An 18,268-nucleotide genomic window follows, 5' to 3' on the forward strand; every position below is an offset into this window, starting at 1 on the left:
CCTGGCAGGGTCGACGATGGGTTGCGGACCGCAACCTTTTGCCTATGATAACGGCACACAGGATCGGGAGAGATGCGATGATTATCTATGGCTCGCTGGTGTCGCCTTTTGTGCGCAAATTGCTCGCGTATCTGGGCGAAAAGGGGATCGATTTCGAGCTGAAGGGGGTCGGGATCGGCGATCCCGATCCGGGGTTCCGCGCCGCGTCGCCGCTGGGCAAGATGCCGGCGATGGAGGATGACGGCTTCACGTTGGCCGATTCGAGCGCGATCATCCATTATCTGGAAGCGAAATATCCCGAACCGGCGCTGATCCCGACCGATCCGCAGGAGCGTGGGCGGGTGATCTGGTGGGACGAATTTGGCGACACGGTGCTGGCGGCGTGCGGCGGCAAGATGTTCTTCAACCGTATCGTTGCGCCGAAATTCCTGGGGCGCGAGGGCGATCTGGCGGCAGCGGCGCTGGCCGAGAGCGAGGAGCTGCCCAAGCTGCTGGCGTATCTGGAAAGCGCGATCCCGGCGTCGGGGTTTCTGGTCGGCGACCGGCTGACGCTGGCCGACCTGGCGGTGGCGTCGCCGCTGATGAATTTGCGCCACTGCGGCTGTGGGGTCGATGCCGCGGCCTATCCCAAGGCCGCGGCGTGGAGCGAGGCGATCCTGTCGCGCCCGAGCATCGCGCCGTGGATCGCCAAGGAAGAACGGATGATGGCCCGGGTGATGGCGCCGGCGTCATAGCGGCACCAGCCATCCGGCGAGCGCGGCGGCGGCGACGATCGCGGGGGTCACCCACGCGCCCTTGACCCGCCAGACGACGGTGAGCGCGGCGGCGAAAAGCAGGACCGCGGGCAGCGGCGCGGTGACGCGCGCGGCGGTCGCTTCGCCCAGCTGGACAAAGGTCGCGGCGATGATGCCGACGACCGCGGCGGCGACCCCGGCGAGCAGGCGGTGGAGCGCCGGGTTTTCGACCACCGCCTCCAGCCGCTCGAAAAAGATCAATGAGAAAGCGAAGGCGGGCAGGAACATCCCCGCGGTGATCGCAAGCGCGCCGCCGGGACCGCCGACGACATAGCCGACAAAGGTCGCGAAGATGACGAGCGGCGCCGGGAGCACCCCGGCGAGCGCGATGCCGTCGAGGAAGGTTGCGTCGCCGACCCAGCCGCGCCCGACGGTGTCGGCGCGCACATAGGGGATGGCGGTATAGGCGCCGCCGAAGGTCAGCAGGCCGCCCTTCAGCCCCGCGACGAACAGCGCGAGCAGGGTGATCGGGGCGCCCGCGGCGCCCGCGACCAGCGCGGTGGCGGTAGCGGGGGCGGCGAATTGCTGCGCGGCGAAGGCGGCGACGACGACCGCCAGCGCGATCAGCGGGCGCTGCGCGGCGGCATAGGCGAGCCCGCCCGCGGCGAGCGGGATCCAGAACGGCACCCCGGCGAGCGTCGCGAGCAGGCTGGCGACGGCGATCGCGGCGAGCAGGCGGTCCTCGATGATGTGCTGGCCGATGCGAACGACGGCGCGCAGGATGATCGCGAGTACCGCAATCTGCACGCCCAGCAGGACGCCGGTCAGCCCGGCGTCGCCCGCGATCCAGGTGACATAGAGCCAGCCCGCGAGCAGCATCAGCAGCAGGCCCGGCAGCATGAAGCCGAGCCCGGCAAGCAAGCCGCCGATCCGCCCGCGCGCGATCATCCCGAGGTGGACGCATAGCTCGTGCGCTTCGGGGCCGGGCAGGACTTGCAACACCGCGAGCAGGCGGTTGAAGCGCCCGGGATCGATCCAGCGTTCCTCATCGACCAGTGCCTGGCGCAGCATCGCGATCTGCGCGACCGGGCCGCCGAACGCCAGCGCGCCGAAGCGCAGGAATTTGAGGAACAGCGCGAGCAGGCTGAGCTGCGACGGGTCGGTTGGGGGCGGGAGAGGGGTCATATCAACGCTCCGAGCGCCGCGGTTGCGGCGGGTGGAGCGGACTTGGATGGCGCCGAAGTTTTGTTGGCCATCTGAACGGGCGTCCGCGTTGGCCCGTTGGCGTTCCTATCAAAGAAGGCGCAGCGTGGTGTCAAGCGCGGTTTCTACAGCCAGCCGATGCTTTTGAAGCGCCAGAAGACGAGCCCCGAGCCGCCGAAGATCAGGGCCAGCGCGAAGGGATAGCCGAGCGCCCAGTCGAGTTCGGGCATGAATTCGAAATTCATGCCGTAGATCCCGGCGATCGCGGTCGGCACGGCGAGGATTGCGGCCCAGGCGGCGAGCTGGCGGGTGATGACGCCCTGGCGTTGCTGTTCGAGCATGCCGTTGGTTTCGATGACCGATGCGGCGACGTCGCGCAGGCCGGTGAGGCGGAATTCGGCGCGCTGGACATGGTCCCAGATGTCGCGAAAGAACGGCCGCACCGCGCCGTCGATGCACGGCAGATCATCCTCGCCCGCGAGGCGCCCGGCGACCTCCTTCATCAGGCCGGCGAGCCGCTGGAACCGGATAACCTCGTGACGCTGCGCATAGAGCTGGCGGATTTCGGCGGCGTCGAGCGGGGTGTCCATCACGCTGTCCTCGACCGTCAGCATGCGGTCCTCGATCGCGTCGATCAGCGGGAAATAGCCGTCGACGATGAAATCGAGGATCGCATAAAGGACATAATCGGGGCCATGCGCGAGCTTGGCGGGCAAGGTTTCGAGCCGCGCGCGCACCTCGGTATGCGCGCGCGCCGAGCCATGCCGGACGGTGACGATGAAGTGGCGCCCGACAAAGATCGCGGTCTCGCCCGACTGGATCGTACCGCTGCCCAGGTTGCCGGTGCTGGCGATGATGAACAGTTGGTCGCCGTAAACCTCGACCTTGGGCAGCTGCTTGGCCTTGGTCGCATCCTCGACCGCGAGCGGGTGGAGGCCGAAGCGTTTGGCGATGCCCTCGAGCTCGCCGGGGGTCGGCTCGTACAGGCCGAGCCAGAAGAAATCGCCCTCGTCGCAGTCGACCGGCAGTTCCTCGTCGGGGCCGATATCGCGGACGAGCTTGCCGTCATGATAAACGCGGGCGGCCATGATCGGCATCGGCAATATACTCCCTGGAACTGCCGCCCCTATAATCGGCGCGGCGGCGAAGGGAAATGCGCTGTGCGGTCAATCGTCGCGGTTGGCGATGTTGGTGAAAGCAGCCCAGGCGGCGGGATGCACCCAATCGGCTTTCCATCCCGCAATCGCGCTGCCGTCGGCGCGCTTGCCGGTGCGCACCGCCTGCATCCCGAGTTGCAGCGCCTGCGCGCGCGACAGTGCCGGGTTGGCGCGCCGGGCCAGCAGCGTTTCGACGGTCAAGACCGCGGTCGCCTCGTCCGAGACGCGCCAGTGGCTGGCGAGCAGCGCGTCGGCGCCAGCGTAGAGGAAACCGCGCGCCAGCGCCGAAAGGCTGTCGCCGCCGCCCGAATGTTCCGCCGACGCGGTGTTGCACGCCGACAGGATCACCCAGTCGGCCGAGAGCGTCAGCCGCGCCGCCTCGGTCGCGGTGAGCAGCCCGTCGTCCATGTCGCTCGCGGTGGTCGGCGGGGTGAGCACCAGCCCCGGCTCGCCGAGCCCGAGCGATGGGTCGGGGAGCAGGCCGTGGGTGGCGATCGCGATGACCTCGCTCGTTGCCAGCGCCGGATCCTGACGTAGCGCCGCCTCGGTCGCCTTGCCGTCGATGGTCAGATTGCCGGGCGTGACGCCGAACAGCCGCGCCATCGCCGCCAGCTCGACCTTGGTCCCCGGCAGCGGCGCCAGCCGGCGCAGCGCGTCGGGATCGGCGAGCGGCGAGCCCGATTCGGAGACGGCGTCGAACACCGCGATGCCGCGGGCGGCGCGCGATCCGGTGTCGCCGCCGACCAGGACGGGGGCGCCATAGCCGCGAAAGCTGTTGCTGCGGCGGCCGCGCGGCGGATCGCGGGTCAGGGTCAGCGCCGCGACCGCGGGCAGGCTGGTAAAGGCGTAGCGATCGGACAGCCAGGCGGCGCGGGCAAGCGTGTCCGGATCGGCGACGTCGGCGCCCGCGGGCCGCGCGGTCGCCGACAGCATCGCGAGCGGCAGATCGCCGAGCTTGCCCGAGCTGGCGACATAGATGCGCTTGCTGTCCTTGAGCAACGGTTCGATCGGCGCGATCAGCGACGTGTAGAGCGCGTTCGCGGTGTCGAGATCGAAGCGGCGATGGCCCTCAAGCTCCATCGGCGACATCGCCTGCGCGTCGAGCTCGGCTTTGCGCGCCGCCGAGCAGGTGGCAAAATCGACGTCGCAGCGCAGGTCCGAAATCTGTTTGAGGATGACCGTGATGTCCTTAGCCGGGCGGCTCCACCCGACCGCGGTCGGGGTGACGACGAACAGGTGAAAAGTGTTCGCCGCCTCGGTCATCAGCAGCAGCGCCTCGCCGGGCTGGAGCGCCTGTCGCGCCTCGGCCAGGCTGATCGGCTGCGGTGCCACCAGCTGGCGATAGGAGGGATATTTCTTGTCGATCAGCGCGCTGACCTCGGCCAGCTGGGCCTGCACGCCGTCGAGCTCGCCGCGCAGCCGCGCCGCCTCCACCGGTTTGCGGTCGCCCAGCGCACGGAGGAGATTTTTGTCGATCAGGTTCGCCTTGGCGGCGAGATCCTGTTCCTGGCGTACCGCTTCGGCCATTTGCGGGGTCTTGGCGGCGTCGCGCGCGGCGGTTTGCAGCACCGCGCGGCCCGATGCCGACGCGATCGCATCCTGCGCGGCGCGGAAGGCGCGGTCCTGAATCTCCGCCTGCTGCGCCGCGCCCGGGGTAACGTCCATCAGCCCGAAAGCGGCATTCATATAGGTGGTGAAGATGCCGCGGTCGGGCGCCGCCTGTTGCCGGTCGAGCGCCGCCAGCCCGACGGCGCCGCCGCCTGCGGCGCTTTGTTGGTTGAGCCGCCGCAGGATCGCGACCGCTTTGGCCGCCAGCGGCTCGGCTTCGGCCGCCTTGCCCTGGCGGAGCAGGGTCAGCGCCAGATTTTCATAGGCGCGTGCGGTGTCGATATGCGCTTCGCCCAGGCTGCGGCGCAGGATCGCGAGCGACTGGCGGTAATTGGGTTCGGCGGCGCGGTCGCCTGGGCCGCTGCGGTCGCTGCGCACCAGCGCCGAGGCGACATTGTTATAGGCGACAGCGGTCAGCGGGTGATCCTCGCCGAGCAGGCGGCGGCGGATGGCGAGCGCCTTGCTGGTCATGTCGGCCTCTTCGGCATGGCGGCCAAGATGGCCGAGCGTCGTGCCGAGGCTGAGATAGGCCCATGCGGTTTCGGGATTATCCTCGCCGAATTTGGCGCGAAAGACGCCCAGCGCCTGGCGCATCAGCGGTTCGGCGCGCGCGGCTTGCCCGGCTTCGCGCAAATGATAGCCGAAGTTGATCAGCGTCGAGGCGAAGGAGGGATGGTCGCGGCCGGCGATGCCGCCCTGAATCTCGAGCGCGCGCAGATACATTGGCTCGGCCTCGCCATAGCGGCCCTGCTGGTTCAGATTATGCGCGACATTGGCGTACATCGTCGCGGTGCGCTCGTTGCTTTCGCCATAGGCGCGGCGCGTCGTGTCGAGCGCCTGACGCAGCAGCGGTTCGACGGTGCTGGGCGGCAAGCCCTGATTTTCTATGTTGAGCGCCAGGTTATTCGTCGCCTCGGCGGTTAGCGGATGCCCCGCGCCGAGCCATTTGGTGCGGAGCGCCAGCGCCTTGCGATAGGCGGTGTCGGCGTCGCCGAAGCGCCCGGTCAGCCCGTAGCTGTACCCGAGCACGGTGTAACCGAGCGCGGCCTGGGGGCTGTCGTCGCCCTTGGTCGCGCGCCAGATGGTGAGCGCCCGGTTCGCCGCCGTCTCGGCATCGGCATAGCGGCTGAGTTCGGTGAAATTCACCGCGCGGTTATAATGATGCAGCGCAACGTCGGGACCGTTCGGGCCGGTCAGCGCCTCGTCGATCGCCAGCGCCTTGTCGAGCATCGCCGCGGCCTCGTCGAAGCGCCCGAGGCTGCGCAGCGTGACCGCGAGATTGGCATATTGCGACGCGGTTTCGCGATGCTGTTCGCCGTGCAGCGCAAGATTGGCGGCGAGCGCCTGGCGGAACAGCTGTTCGGCGCCTTTCATGTCGCCGAGTTCGATCAAAAGCCCGGCGAGGTTGCCGGTGGCGGCGATTGTCTTGGCATGTTGTTCGCCAAACTGCGCCGTGCGCGCCGCGAGCAGGTCGCGGCGCAGCGACAGCGCCTCGGCGGGGCGGCCCTGTTTGGCGAGGTTGGTGGCGAGGAAGCCGGTGGCGGTGAGCGTCTGGTCGTCCTGCGGCCCGAGGATTTTGGTATTGATCGCAAGCAGGCGGCGCCAATAGGGTTCGGCGGGGGCCAGCTGGTTCTGCGCCTCGAGGCTTCCGGCGATCAGACGGTAGCCCAAGCTGGTGAGCAGGTCGTCGGCGCCGTAGCGCTTCGTCGCTTCGTCGATCCAGCGCCGATAGACCGCCTCCGCCTCGCCCAGCTTGCCCTCGCGCTCGAGGTCCATACCGCGGTTCATCAGGTCGAGCATCTTTTGCTGGTCGGCATTGAGGGTGCTGGCGGGCGGCGTGCCGACGGGCGCCGCATCCTGCGCGAAGGCCAGCGGCGCGGCGGCCCCGAGCGGCGCGGCGAGGAGCAGGGCGAGAAGGCGATGTCGACGGTCGGCCATGAAGCGGAATTTTCCCTGTTTTGACCCAAGATAGTGATAAAATTGGGATATTGTCATCTGTGGGTTGGCGCAATGGCGCGGTGAACGGCAGCGGCGGGTGTCGATCGGCGATTAGAAGGCGCGGGTTTGCGGCGATGTGATGGGGATCACTTGCGCGGGGCGGGGTGGTGACCCGGTACATTTGGGGTGAGCTGCCGTTACTTAGCTCGTCATCCCGGCGAAGGCCGGGTTCTCGCCGGCGCGTAACCCCGAGAGGGTGAGAACCCGGCCTTCGCCGGGATGACGAAAATGAGCATAGTCGGTGCCGCCGCCCCAAACTGTATTACCCGAACAAAACCCCTTGCCAAGGACGCGCTACAAATGTAGCACGCTACAAATGTAGCGCATGAGGTGAGTCGCATGTTGTCCAGTTTGCCGCCGCGGGAACGCGAGATTGTTGATGTCTTGTACGAGCGCGGTGCCGCGACGGTGACCGAGATTGGCGAGGCGCTGTCCGACGAACTGTCGGGATCGGCGATCCGCGCGATGCTCAAGCGGCTGGAGGCCAAGGGTTTTGTCGTGCGCGAGGCGTCGGAGCGCGGCTTTGTCTATGCGCCGAGCGTGTCGGACAAGACCGCGCGCAAATCGGCGCTGAGCCAGGTGGTGCGGGTGTTTTTCAACGGATCGGCGACGAGCGCCGCCGCGGCGCTGCTGGGGATGCAGGACGAAATGAGCGGGGCCGAACTCGACGAGCTGGAAAAGCTGATCGGGCAGGCGCGCGAAGGGAGGGCGAAATGATGAGCGACATGATGATCGAGCCCGCGACGCTGGTCGGTCTCGCCTGGAAATCGGCCCTGATCGCCGGGCTGACGCTGGGGCTGTTGCGGCTGGCGCGGACGCGATCGGCGGGTGAGCGGTCGCTGGTCGCGCATGTCGGCCTGCTCGCGCTGCTGGTGCTGCCGGTGGCCACCCTGGTTTTGCCGCTGTGGCAGCCGCTGCCCGCGCGCTGGGTTGCCGCGGCGGCGCCGACCGCAGGCGCCACCATCGATACAGGGGGATCGGCGGTTGATCCGGTCGCAGCCACGGCTTCAGTCCCTGCCGTGGCCGGCACCGCCGGATCACCGCCGATCAGCCTGTCGGCGGGGGCCGACCTGGCCCCCTTTCTCTATCTTGTCCCGCTCGCGCTGTTGTTTGGAGTGATGATGCTCGCGGTGCTGCGGCTGTTCGCGATGCGCGGCCGCGCCGAAGTGCTGGTCGAGCGATCGTGGCTGTCGGCGCTGGCCGAGGCGCAGCGGCGGATGGGGTTCAAACATGGCACCGCATTGCTGGTCAGCGACGAATTGCGCTCGCCGATCAGCTGGGGGCTGCTGCGCTCGACGATCGTGCTGAGCCCGAAAGCGGTGCAGGCGGTCGGCGAGGCCGAGGCGATCATCGCGCACGAACTGGCGCACATCGCCCGCCTCGACTGGGCGAAGCTGCTCGCTTCGCGCGTCGCTTGCGCGCTGTTCTGGTTCAATCCTCTGGTGTGGATGCTGGCGCGCGAGAGCCATCAATTGCGCGAGGAAGCCGCCGACGATGCGGTGTTGATGGCCGACATCGACGGCCCCGATTACGCGACGCTGCTGGTCGGCGCGGCGCGCCATGACAACAAGGCGGCGCTGATGGCGGCGCATGGCGTCGCGCCGTCGCATGGCAGCCTGAAACGCCGGATCACCCGCGTCCTCGATGCCAGCCTGAAGCGCGGGCCGGCGAGCGCGAGCTGGGTGTTGATGAGCCTGGTCGTGCTGGCGGGGGTGACCGCGCCGCTCGCCGCTTTTTCGGCGACGGCCGCCGAAGAGACGGTGACCGCGAAGGAGGCGCAGGCGACCGACTTTGCCGCGCAGAAATCCGCCATGGCATCGTCGCGGGTCGCGGTGGCGGCAAGCGCCGACGCGCGGGAGGACGCCGTCGCGGCGGCTGCGACCGCCGAACAGCTGACCGCCGAACAGCTGGTGAGCCTGCGCGCGGTCGGGGTGACCCCCGAATATGCCGCCGAAATGCGCGAACATGGCGGCGCGATGGACGCTGACGCGCTGATCGCGGCGAAGGCGAGCGGGGTCGACCCGGCCTATATCCGCTCGATGCGGCAAATCTTCCCGGGGGTCGATGTCGACGAACTGATCGGCGCGTCGGCGCTGCACATCGAACCCGGCTTCGCCCGCGACATGAAATCGCATTTCCCCGACATCGGCATCGACGACGTCGTCGCGCTGCGCGCAATGGGGGTCGACTGCGACTTTGTCACCGACATGCAAAAGGCAGGCGTGAAGATGCGGAGCGCCGATGATGCGATCGAACTGCGCGCCACCGGAATGTTCCGCCCGAGCGCAAAGCCCCGGCCGACGCCGCGCCCGACAGCCGCGAGGTCGCAGCATGGTGCGGCGGTTAGCATCGGCGCCGACGGGGTGATGGAAGCGCGCAGTGGCGATGGCCGCGTCGCCCGGATCGAATTCGCCGAACCGCCCGAACCGCCGGTGCCGCCGACCGGCTGACGCCCGGACGTCCGTCCAAGCCTGACCATCGTTGATCGAACTGTTGTTTTGAAACGCCGCTGCGGGGGCGAGCGATGACGCTCGTCCGGCGCCGGCCAAAGGAGTGTCCGTATGAAAGCCCCCCTGATCGCCACCAGCGCCGCGCTGCTGACCGTCCTTGCCTGCGCCGCGCCGAGCACCGCCGCCGACACGCTGGTGATGCGCGACATCGCGTGGACCGCGGCCGCCGCAACCGGCAACAGCGAACCGCAGCTGCGCGTCCGTTACAAACAGTCGAACAGCGATGTGTCGCTGGACGGCGCGCGGCGCGAACTGGCGCCGGTGCGCGCGGCGTTGCAGGGCAGCGGCGGACCGGTGTCCTTTACCGTCGTCCATAGCGCCGGGACGCTGGCTTGCACGGGCACGCTGGCGCGCGCGTTCGAGGGTGCGGGCGGCTGCCGCTTCACCTCCGACCCCAAATTCGAGACGGCGCTGGGCGAACGCGGGCTGGCGCCGGGGCGGCGCAGCGACCTGCTCGCGATGGTGCTGGTCGATGCGACGATCGAGCTTGCCGACGGGCTGATCGCCGCGGGGGTCAAGCCCCAGGACACCGATGATTTGATCGCGGCGGCGGCGCTGGACGTGACCCCTGACTATGTCCGCGACCTCAAATCGGAGGCGCTGGTGCTGACCGATATCGACGATGCGATCGCGTGCAAGGCGCTGGGCGTCGATGGCGCTTATGTGCGTGGGCTGGCGGCGGCGGGATACCGCAGGCTGAGCGCTGACGATGTTGTCGGCATGAAGGCGCTGGGCGTGACCGGCGACTATGCGGTGGCGATGAACCGCGCGGCGCGGGGAACGGCACAATGATGCGCCCGGTCAGCCTGATCGCGCTCGCCGCCGCGCTGTCGATGCCCGCAAGGGGTCAGGAGGCGCCGGCGAGCGGCGATACGCCGCCGCCCGCAGCGGCCGAGGTTCCGGCCAGCACGAACGGCGCGGCGCGGCAGGTGTATACCCCCGCCGACTTTGCCCGTTACGCGCCGACAAACGCTTATGACATGCTGAATCAGGTTCCCGGATTTTCGATCCGCGACAACGAGAATCTGCGCGGGCTGGGGCAGGCGACGGGCAATGTGCTGTTCAACGGCGAGCGGCCGTCGAACAAGGGCGACGATATGTACACCCAGCTGTCGCGCATCCCGGCGGGCAATGTCGAGCGGATCGAGATTGTCGATGGTGCGACGCTGGATATTCCCGGATTGTCGGGGCAGGTCGCCAATATCGTCTATCGCGCCGCGGCCTTTTCGGGGCAGTTTTCGTGGCGCCCCGAATTTCGCGCCCATTACACCGACCCGCTGTTCACCCGCGCCGACGTGTCGGTGCGCGGGCGGTCGGGCGATATCGAATATGAAGCGGCGCTGAGCAATGACGAATCGGCGCGCAGCGGCGCCGGTGGGCCGACGCTGATCCGCGATGGCGCGGGCAATATCATCGAGCGGCGCGAGGACGCCTGGAACACCCATTATGACACCCCGAAGCTGTCGGGGCGGATCACCTGGGATCCCGCGGGCGACACGGTGGCCAATTTCGGCGGCCATTATCAGCGCAAATATGATCGTTATTTTGAGGATGGGGTGCGGGTCGGACCCGGGCAGCCCGACCGGACCCGCACCGTGTATGAAAATGCCGACAGCTGGAATTACGAGGTCAGCGGCGATTATCAGTTCGGGGTCGGGCCGGGAAAGCTGAAGCTGATCGGGCTGCGCCGATTCAGCCACGAACCCTATTTGCAGGAGATAGTGACGACGCCGGTGGGCGGGACCGCGACCGGCGACCGTTTCGCGCAGACCGGCGACCTGGGCGAGACGATCGGGCGCGGCGAATATCAGTGGAAGATGTTTGGCGGCGACTGGCAATTGTCGGGCGAGGCGGCGTTCAACACGCTGGACAATGTCGCGTCGATTGCGGTGCTCGATCAGTCGGGGGTGTTTGTTGAGCAGCCGTTCGCCGGCGGCACCGGCGGGGTCAGCGAGGATCGTTATGAAGGATTGCTGAGCTTTGGCCGCAAGCTGACCGACAAGCTGAATTTCCAGATCATTGCGGGGGCTGAACATTCGACGATCACCCAGACCGGGATGAACGGGCTGACGCGCACCTTCTTTCGGCCGAAGGGCTCGATCTCGCTGGCGTGGACGCCGACGGCCGATTTCGACGTGTCGGTGAAGTTGCGGCGGCGGGTGCTGCAATTGTCCTTTTATGATTTTCTGGCGCGCGCGTTCCTGAACGACGGCAACCAGAATGAGGGCAACAACGACCTGCGGCCGCAGCAGGACTGGACCTATGAGGCCGAGATCAACAAGAAATTCGGCGCCTGGGGTTCGACCAAGGTCGTGCTGATCTATCGCGACGTCGAGGATCGCGTCGATGTCGTCCCGGTCGGTGCCACTGGCGAAGCAGTGGGCAATATCGCCAAGGCGAAAGCGGGGGCGATCGACTGGACCGCGACGATCAACCTCGACCCCGCGGGGATCAAGGGGATGAAGGTCGAAACCAAGGTGCTGTTACAGAAAAGCTCGCTGCGCGATCCGTTCACCGGCGAGAAGCGCCAGTGGAGCGGCTTTACCGACAAGGTGATCGAAGCGAGTGTCCGCCATGACATTCCGGGCGGCGATTGGGCGTGGGGCGCGGGGGCGAATTATGGCCATTACCAACCGAGCTATCGCCGGACCCAGATCGACAAGCTGTGGGAAGGGCCGGTGTTCGCCAATGTGTTTGTCGAGCATAAAAATGTCATGGGGCTGACGGTAAGGGCGCAGATCCGTAACATCGCCAACGCCCGGTCGAAGCGCGACCGCATTGTCTATACCGGGCTGCGCGGCGACAGCCCGATCGCGTTTGTCGAAGAACGCGACCGGCTGATCGGGCCGATTTTCTCATTTTCGGTGCGGGGGAAGTTCTAGGGGCTATAGCGGCGTCATGAAGCCGCGCCGCACCAAAATCTATTTCGATGGCGGGTGCCGCCCCAATCCCGGTGCGATGGAGATTGCGGTCGTCATCGGCGGGGTCGCCGCGATCGACCGCGACGTCGGGACGGGAAGCAGCATGGACGCCGAATGGCTGGCGCTGATCGCGGCGCTGCGGGCGGCGCAGGCGCGCGGGCTGACCGACTTTGTCCTGCTCGGCGATGCCGCGGCGGTGGTCGCACAGGCGACTGGAGCGGTCGCGGCGCGCCGCGGCGCGGCGGCGCATCTGGCGGCATTTCGGGCGCTGGTCGGCGACGGTCCGCCGCCGCGCGTCCGCCACATCAAGCGCACCCAGAATCTGGCCGGAATTGCGCTGGCGCGGCGCTGACGGCAAGAAAATTGCCGATCGGGTAATAGACATGTACTAGTCGTTGTTAGGGGGATGCCGCTATCCCCATACAAAATGACGAAAGACTGGTGCGTTGAAGCCGACCCATCCCTTGCCCGTTCACCATAGTTGGCCGCTGTATGAGCGCGCGCGCTATTTCGAGCTGGGGCAGCTGCACGGCCCCGACACGCTCGATGCGGTCGCCGACATGGCCGACCTTGTCGCGAATGACCGGCCGGCCGGGGGCCAGCCGGGCTGGTGGGAATGCGACCTGACGGACAACAACCGGCTGAGCTGGTCGAACGAGGTTTATGACATTTTCGGCCTGCCGCGCGGGGCGGCGGTGACGCGCGCCGAAACCGTCGCGCTGTATGAAGAGGGATCGCGCGCCGCGATGGAGAAATTGCGCGCCTATGCGATCCGGCACCGCCGCGGCTTCACCCTGGACGTCGAAATCAAGCCTGTCACCGCAGAGCCGCGCTGGATGCGCCTGATCGCCGCGCCGCTGTGCATCGACGACCAGATCGTCAAATTGCAGGGGCTGAAGTTCCTCATGCCGACCCGCGGCTAGGGTCCGCCCTGACCGTTGGCAGATGAGCGGTCCGAGCGACGAACCGTGGCTCGGCGGCGGCAAATGGCGACTTTGGCTCGTCCGGACCTGATAAACCAACGGTCTGCGCCTCGGCCGTTGACGCGATTTAACCATCGTCACAAGCCGAAATCCACGGGTGTTGCGGGCGTGACCGCGCGCGCCCCCGATTCTCCATCAGCATGACCAAGGGGCGTTCGGCGCGTATGAAATTCTTTAATCGGTTCGGTTCGGCCGCGCATGACATGGCCATCGATCTGGGGACCGTGAACACCGTCGTCTATGTAAGGGACAAGGGTATCGTTTTGAACGAACCGTCGGTCGTTGCGCTGGAAACGCGCGACGGGGTGCGGCGCGTCAAGGTCGTCGGCAACGAGGCCAAGCTGATGATGGGCAAGACGCCGAGCAATATCCAGGCGATCCGTCCGCTGCGCGACGGGGTGATCGCCGACATCGATGTCGCCGAACAGATGATCAAGCATTTCATCGACAAGGCGTTGGGCGGGCCGAGCCGCCTGCGCCAGCGCAGCAATGTCGTGATCTGCGTCCCGTCGGGATCGACGATGGTCGAACGCCGCGCGATCCGCGATGCCGCGTCGAACGCGGGCGCCGTGTCGGTGCAGCTGATCGAGGAATCACTGGCCGCGGCGATCGGTGCGGGGTTGCAGGTGACGGCACCGATGGGCGCGATGGTCGTCGACATCGGCGGCGGCACGACCGAGGTCGCAATCCTGTCGCTGGGCGGCATCGCGTACAGCAATTCGGTGCGCGTCGGCGGCGACAAGATGGACGACATGATCTCGTCCTACATCCGCCGCAAACATAATCTGATGATCGGCGAAATGACCGCCGAGCGCGTCAAGCTGGCGATCGGCTGTGCGGTGGCGCCCGAGGGCGACGGCATGGTGATCGGGGTCAAGGGCCGCGACCTGGTCAACGGGCGCCCGTCGGAAGTGCGGGTGTCCGAGGCCGAGATTGCCGAGGCGCTGGCCGAACCGGTCGGGCAGATCGTTGCGTCGGTGCGCGCCGCACTGGAGCAGACGCCGCCCGAATTGTCCGCCGACATCATCGACGAGGGGATCACCCTGACCGGCGGCGGCGCGCTGCTGCGCCGGATGGACGTCGCGATTGCCGAGGCGACCGGATTGTCGGTGCGGGTCGCCGAAAATGCGCTGATCTGTGTCGCGATGGGCGCGGGTCTGGCGTTCGAGGACCGGTCGTACCATGGGGTGCTGATCGCGGCTTGAATTCCGTTGAATGTGGACGACCGGTAAGGGGTGGGAGCGGACATAGCCGTCTTCGGTTATCCAGGGGCGGGGCCGCGATCCGGCCGGCGCATGGACCGGCCATCATGCCAAAGTTCAGGAAAGTTCAGCCTCGTGCAGCGCGGCATTTGTCGCGCTCGGCGGACATATGGCCGCCGGATCCTGACCGTCTCCGGAATCCGGGCGGCGACCACTTTTGTTGACAAATTGAAAGAGCTGACGCGAAGGCTCGCACAGCGGAATAATGTAGGACAGCGTTTTTTCCGAGCGGTTGATGGCGGCTTTGGGGTGGATTTAAGACGTTCCCCTCCCTTTCAGGGAGGGGTTAGGGGTGGGTGCGAGCGCTAGCGAGCCGAGGCAGAGTGCCGCCTTCGGCGGCCACCCACCCCCGACCCCTCCCTGGAAGGGAGGGGAGAAGAATGTCCGCAACTGGTCGCAAGCCGACCTTCGCTGATAAGGGGTCAGGTGTAGGCGGCGATTGCCGCGAGGTGCTTTGCCTTCGCCGCGTCATCCAAAAACGAGCCGGTGAAGCTGTTGCGCGCCAGCGTGATCAGCTCGGCCTTTGACAAGTCGAGCGCGTCGGCGACGGTCAAATAGTTGGCGTTGACATACCCCCCGAAATAGCTGGGATCGTCGCTGTTCACCGTGGCGCGGAGTCCCGCGTCGAGCATGATTTTCAGCGGGTGGTCGGCGACGTCGCCAACGACGCACAGCTTCAGGTTTGACAGCGGGCAGACGGTGAGCGTCATGCCCGCGGTGGCGAGGCGCGCGACGAGGGCGGGGTCTTCAAGGCTGCGGTTGCCATGGTCGACGCGGTCGACGCCCAGCAGGTCGAGCGCTTCGTAAACATAGGCGGGCGGGCCTTCCTCACCGGCGTGGGCGACGATCTTGAGGCCAAGGGCGCGGGCGCGGGTGAAGACGCGGGTGAATTTCGACGGCGGATGGCCGACTTCGGAGCTGTCGAGCCCGACCCCGTCGATGCGGCCCAGATAGGGCAGCGCTTCGTCGAGCGTCGCCTCGGCGTCGGCTTCGCTGAGGTGGCGGAGGAAGCACATGATGAGTTTCGAGGTGATGCCATAGCGCGCGTGCGCATCATCGAGCGCGCGCGTGATGCCGGTGATGACGGTTCCGAACGCGACGCCCCGGGCCGTATGCCCCTGCGGATCGAAGAAGATTTCGACGTGGCGCACCGCGTCGGCATGAGCGCGCGCCAGATAAGCGGCGGTGAGGTCGTGGAAATCCTGTTCGGTGTGGAGGACGCCCATGCCCTGATAATAGATGTCGAGAAAATCCTGAAGGTTCGAGAAGGCGTAAGCCGCGCGCACCTCTTCGACGCTGGCGAAGGGGATCGTTACGCCGTTGCGCTGCGCGAGTTCGAACATCAGTTCGGGTTCGAGCGAGCCTTCGATATGGAGGTGGAGCTCGGCCTTGGGCAGGCCGTTGATATAAGCGGCGCGGTCGCTGGCCGAGGCGAAACCATCATGCATCGCGGTTGCCCTCTTCCTCGCGCAGGATGATCGCCGCCTCGGGCTTGTGGCGGCGGATTTCGTCGATGGTCAGCCCGTCGATTTCGTGCGGAAAGATCAGCCACTGGTCGGTTTCGTGGACGAAGAAATCGGGGCGCAGATCGGTGACGTTGCGGTGCGGTTTGAACCAGACGGTGGCGATGCGGATGTCGCGCGGCATATTGTGGCGGCAGCGTGCTTTCAGTTCGGCGATGAAGGCGCGGATGCTGCGCCCGCTATCGAACACATCGTCGATGATCAGCAGCCGGTCGTCGGGGTCGAGGGTGTCGATCAGATAGCCGAGCGCGAACACTTTGACGTGCGGATCCTGGCGGTCGATGCCGTGGTAGGACGAGGTGCGGATCGCGATATGGTCGCAGTGAGTGCCATGATAATCGAGCAATTCCTGCACCGCGATCCCGACCGGCGCGCCGCCGCGCCAGATGCCGACGAGGTGGGTCGGTTTGAAACCGCTGTCGATCACCTGCATGCCGAGGCGCAGCGAATCGGCGAGGAGGTCGTTGGCGCTGATGAAGATTTTGTCGGCGGTCATGGGTGCGGGAGTAATCGGGTGGGATGCCGTCCGCAAGGTGATGGATGAACGTCGGCTTTGGGATGGGGAGCGGCCCTACGCCCTCGTCGTCATTCCCGCGAAAGCGGGAACCCAGCGCGCAACGGTGGCTCGCTGGGTTCCCGCTTTCGCGGGAATGACGAAGGGAAGAGAGAGCGTCCACAATCGGCCGAATCAAGGCGGCAGCAAGGGGCTGCTCGCGCAGCCCCTTGCTGCCGGACGCGCTGGTGCGATCAGCCCTTCAGTCGTGCCGCATAGTCACCGCGCAGGCGGACGAAATTGTCCCAGTGCGGAGTCGCCGCGGTCCCGCGCAGTTTGGCTTCGAGCACATCGACATGCGAATGCCAGCCGGCGCTGACATTGAGCAGCACCGCGGGATCGGCGACGCGGCGGTGGATGATCGTCAGCAGGACATCGTCGCCCTTTTCCTGCAGCAAGAGCGTCACGCCGCCGGTGCTGCCCCAGCTGATCGCCAACCGGTTCGGGGCCGATATTTCAAGGATTTCGCAGGTCATGCGATGCTCATCGTCCATGCCGTCTGGGCGCGCGCCGGGCGGGTCGGTCAGTTCGTCGTTGCGCCAGACCAGGTCGACGGGCGCGCCGACGCGTTGTTCCATGGCACCCGCAGCGAGCCATTGGCGGCGCAGGTCGCTGTCGACGAGATACGACCAGACGCGTTCGATCGGGCCGGGGAGCAGGCGTTCGAGCGTCAGGGTCGCGTCCTCGGTCACCACGCCATAATCCTGGTCGGTCGTCATGATAGTCATCGTCATTCTCCTTCTGTCCCGGGGAGGGGCGGCTTGGGGGGATGTGGCGTTGCGGCATCGTCGGCGCGCAGCAATTGTTCGAGGGTGTCGAGGCGGTTGGTCCAGAAACGGCGATAGACGCCGAGCCACTGGTCGGCCGACATCAGCGGCATCGGTTCGAGCGAGCAGACATGGGTGCGGCCGCGGACATCGCGGCGGATCAGCCCCGCGGCTTCGAGCACCTTGATATGCTTCGACGCTGCGGCGAGCGACATCGCGAAGGGTTCCGCAAGCTCGCCCACCGTGCGGTCGCCGACCGCGAGGTCGCCGAGCATCGCGCGTCGCGTCGCGTCGCCAAGGGCATGGAAAATCGTGTCGAGGGTTTGCGAATCATATTCAACCATATGGTTGAATATGATCGATTCGACGAGATTGTCAACCAGATGGTTTAATTAACCTTTAGCGCGTTCCCGCCAGCCGCTTTCCCGCGTCTTCGCGATAGAGCGACCAGTCGGCGGGGCATGTTTTTACCTGCCGGGGCAGCCCCTGCATCCCCTCGGTGATCCAGCAGTCGTTGAAGATCGAGCAATAGCAGGAGCGCACCGACATCTTCCACCGTTCCTTGTTGAACGCCTGCCACGTCGCCTCGTTGGCGGGGGTGCGCGGCAAGCCAAGGAAACGCAGGCTCTCACCGGGGCGCAGCGCGACGCCGGTCGACGGTGAGGTGGCAAAGGATAGCGCGGTCGCTTCGCCGCCGCTGCAACAGGCGTCGAGCAGCGCGATCGGGTTCGCCACCGGCTTGCCGCGATAGCGGATCTCGATCGGCCCGAGGATCGCCGGGCCGACGCCATTGTTGGTGAGCGACAGCGAAATATCGGCTTTGCCCTCGTCATCGACATTGCTGGTGCCGAAGGTGACAAAGGGCATCGCGCCGCCGGTCTGCATCTTGCGCGTCGCATCGGCCTGGACGAAGGCGAAATAGGCGAGCGCGAGCGAGGCGATCAGCGCCGGCAGGCCGATGACAAAATGCGCGATAGTGATGAAAGGCAGGTAGCGCAGGAAGCGCGAGCCGACCTCGGCCGGGGTCGGCTCGCGCTTCCTGCGCTACC

16 protein-coding genes are annotated in these 18,268 nt (G+C 66.7%); 8 read left to right on the forward strand and 8 right to left on the reverse strand.

Features of this window, described 5'->3' with window-relative positions; genetic code table 11:
* Positions 1-77: 77 nt before the first annotated feature.
* On the forward strand, positions 78-734 hold the full coding sequence (locus FFS68_RS14540) for a glutathione S-transferase family protein (protein ID WP_137753916.1): 657 nt from the start codon (positions 78-80) through the stop codon (positions 732-734).
* Here FFS68_RS14540 and chrA read toward each other — a convergent pair.
* From chrA to FFS68_RS14555, 3 genes are all read right to left on the reverse strand, one after another.
* Entirely contained in the window at positions 729-1,919 is a 1,191-nt protein-coding gene (chrA, locus tag FFS68_RS14545; protein ID WP_137753917.1) for a chromate efflux transporter, read from the reverse strand. The genes FFS68_RS14540 and chrA overlap by 6 nt on opposite strands.
* 143 nt (positions 1,920-2,062) lie before the next feature.
* Positions 2,063-3,034: a magnesium and cobalt transport protein CorA gene (locus FFS68_RS14550; RefSeq protein ID WP_137753918.1), complete on the reverse strand. Its 972-nt coding sequence runs from the start codon at positions 3,032-3,034 to the stop codon at positions 2,063-2,065.
* A gap of 69 nt (positions 3,035-3,103) precedes the next feature.
* Positions 3,104-6,640 (reverse strand): CHAT domain-containing tetratricopeptide repeat protein, encoded by a 3,537-nt coding sequence (locus FFS68_RS14555; RefSeq protein WP_171003897.1) that lies wholly within the window; start codon positions 6,638-6,640, stop codon positions 3,104-3,106.
* Between the two features lie 399 nt (positions 6,641-7,039).
* Here FFS68_RS14555 and FFS68_RS14560 point away from each other — a divergent pair, with 399 nt between their 5' ends.
* The 7 genes from FFS68_RS14560 to FFS68_RS14590 all read left to right on the forward strand — a co-directional run bounded on the left by FFS68_RS14560 (position 7,040) and on the right by FFS68_RS14590 (position 14,319).
* Entirely contained in the window at positions 7,040-7,417 is a 378-nt protein-coding gene (locus tag FFS68_RS14560; RefSeq protein ID WP_137753920.1) for a BlaI/MecI/CopY family transcriptional regulator, read from the forward strand.
* The gene (locus FFS68_RS14565; protein WP_171003898.1) at positions 7,414-9,150 is read left to right on the forward strand and encodes a M56 family metallopeptidase; all 1,737 of its coding nucleotides are present in this window, start codon (positions 7,414-7,416) and stop codon (positions 9,148-9,150) included. Before FFS68_RS14560 ends, FFS68_RS14565 begins: the two co-directional genes overlap by 4 nt.
* Positions 9,151-9,261: 111 nt before the next feature.
* Entirely contained in the window at positions 9,262-10,002 is a 741-nt protein-coding gene (locus FFS68_RS14570) for a hypothetical protein (RefSeq protein ID WP_137753922.1), read from the forward strand.
* Entirely contained in the window at positions 9,999-12,092 is a 2,094-nt protein-coding gene (locus FFS68_RS14575) for a TonB-dependent receptor plug domain-containing protein (protein WP_249340174.1), read from the forward strand. Before FFS68_RS14570 ends, FFS68_RS14575 begins: the two co-directional genes overlap by 4 nt.
* 16 nt (positions 12,093-12,108) lie before the next feature.
* Positions 12,109-12,483 (forward strand): reverse transcriptase-like protein, encoded by a 375-nt coding sequence (locus tag FFS68_RS14580; protein ID WP_137753923.1) that lies wholly within the window; start codon positions 12,109-12,111, stop codon positions 12,481-12,483.
* 94 nt (positions 12,484-12,577) lie between these two features.
* Positions 12,578-13,054 carry a hypothetical protein gene (locus tag FFS68_RS14585; protein WP_137753924.1) on the forward strand — a complete coding sequence of 159 codons (477 nt, stop codon included), beginning with the start codon at positions 12,578-12,580 and terminating at the stop codon, positions 13,052-13,054.
* A 224-nt stretch (positions 13,055-13,278) separates the two neighbouring features.
* Positions 13,279-14,319, forward strand: a complete 1,041-nt coding sequence (locus FFS68_RS14590) for a rod shape-determining protein (protein WP_137753925.1) — start codon at positions 13,279-13,281, stop codon at positions 14,317-14,319.
* 479 nt (positions 14,320-14,798) lie between these two features.
* On the opposite strand, the gene FFS68_RS14595 is transcribed toward FFS68_RS14590, so the two are convergent.
* From FFS68_RS14595 to FFS68_RS14615, 5 genes are all read right to left on the reverse strand, one after another.
* The gene (locus FFS68_RS14595) at positions 14,799-15,824 is read right to left on the reverse strand and encodes an adenosine deaminase (protein WP_137753926.1); all 1,026 of its coding nucleotides are present in this window, start codon (positions 15,822-15,824) and stop codon (positions 14,799-14,801) included.
* Complete coding sequence (locus FFS68_RS14600; RefSeq protein WP_137753927.1) at positions 15,817-16,395, reverse strand: phosphoribosyltransferase family protein; 579 nt, start codon at positions 16,393-16,395, stop codon at positions 15,817-15,819. Before FFS68_RS14600 ends, FFS68_RS14595 begins: the two co-directional genes overlap by 8 nt.
* Before the next feature lie 251 nt (positions 16,396-16,646).
* Complete coding sequence (locus FFS68_RS14605; protein ID WP_137753928.1) at positions 16,647-17,180, reverse strand: SRPBCC family protein; 534 nt, start codon at positions 17,178-17,180, stop codon at positions 16,647-16,649.
* A gap of 2 nt (positions 17,181-17,182) precedes the next feature.
* Positions 17,183-17,563 carry a metalloregulator ArsR/SmtB family transcription factor gene (locus tag FFS68_RS14610; RefSeq protein WP_137753929.1) on the reverse strand — a complete coding sequence of 127 codons (381 nt, stop codon included), beginning with the start codon at positions 17,561-17,563 and terminating at the stop codon, positions 17,183-17,185.
* 55 nt (positions 17,564-17,618) lie between these two features.
* Positions 17,619-18,104, reverse strand: a complete 486-nt coding sequence (locus FFS68_RS14615; RefSeq protein ID WP_137753930.1) for a hypothetical protein — start codon at positions 18,102-18,104, stop codon at positions 17,619-17,621.
* Positions 18,105-18,268: the final 164 nt, after the last annotated feature.

It is taken from the genome of Sphingopyxis sp. L1A2A (assembly GCF_005502465.1).
GTDB lineage: Bacteria > Pseudomonadota > Alphaproteobacteria > Sphingomonadales > Sphingomonadaceae > Sphingopyxis.

Excerpts from the sequence above, each read along its gene's own strand:
- FFS68_RS14560 (WP_137753920.1), top strand. The coding sequence starts at position 7,040 with ATGTTGTCCAGTTTGCCGCCGCGGGAACGCGAGATTGTTGATGTCTTG.
- FFS68_RS14555 (WP_171003897.1), bottom strand. The coding sequence starts at position 6,640 with ATGGCCGACCGTCGACATCGCCTTCTCGCCCTGCTCCTCGCCGCGCCG.
- FFS68_RS14590 (WP_137753925.1), top strand. The coding sequence starts at position 13,279 with ATGAAATTCTTTAATCGGTTCGGTTCGGCCGCGCATGACATGGCCATC.
- FFS68_RS14615 (WP_137753930.1), bottom strand. The coding sequence starts at position 18,104 with ATGCAGACCGGCGGCGCGATGCCCTTTGTCACCTTCGGCACCAGCAAT.
- FFS68_RS14575 (WP_249340174.1), top strand. The coding sequence starts at position 9,999 with ATGATGCGCCCGGTCAGCCTGATCGCGCTCGCCGCCGCGCTGTCGATG.
- chrA (WP_137753917.1), bottom strand. The coding sequence starts at position 1,919 with ATGACCCCTCTCCCGCCCCCAACCGACCCGTCGCAGCTCAGCCTGCTC.
- FFS68_RS14605 (WP_137753928.1), bottom strand. The coding sequence starts at position 17,180 with ATGACTATCATGACGACCGACCAGGATTATGGCGTGGTGACCGAGGAC.
- FFS68_RS14600 (WP_137753927.1), bottom strand. The coding sequence starts at position 16,395 with ATGACCGCCGACAAAATCTTCATCAGCGCCAACGACCTCCTCGCCGAT.
- FFS68_RS14570 (WP_137753922.1), top strand. The coding sequence starts at position 9,262 with ATGAAAGCCCCCCTGATCGCCACCAGCGCCGCGCTGCTGACCGTCCTT.
- FFS68_RS14565 (WP_171003898.1), top strand. The coding sequence starts at position 7,414 with ATGATGAGCGACATGATGATCGAGCCCGCGACGCTGGTCGGTCTCGCC.
- FFS68_RS14580 (WP_137753923.1), top strand. The coding sequence starts at position 12,109 with ATGAAGCCGCGCCGCACCAAAATCTATTTCGATGGCGGGTGCCGCCCC.
- FFS68_RS14595 (WP_137753926.1), bottom strand. The coding sequence starts at position 15,824 with ATGCATGATGGTTTCGCCTCGGCCAGCGACCGCGCCGCTTATATCAAC.
- FFS68_RS14540 (WP_137753916.1), top strand. The coding sequence starts at position 78 with ATGATTATCTATGGCTCGCTGGTGTCGCCTTTTGTGCGCAAATTGCTC.
- FFS68_RS14610 (WP_137753929.1), bottom strand. The coding sequence starts at position 17,563 with ATGGTTGAATATGATTCGCAAACCCTCGACACGATTTTCCATGCCCTT.
- FFS68_RS14550 (WP_137753918.1), bottom strand. The coding sequence starts at position 3,034 with ATGCCGATCATGGCCGCCCGCGTTTATCATGACGGCAAGCTCGTCCGC.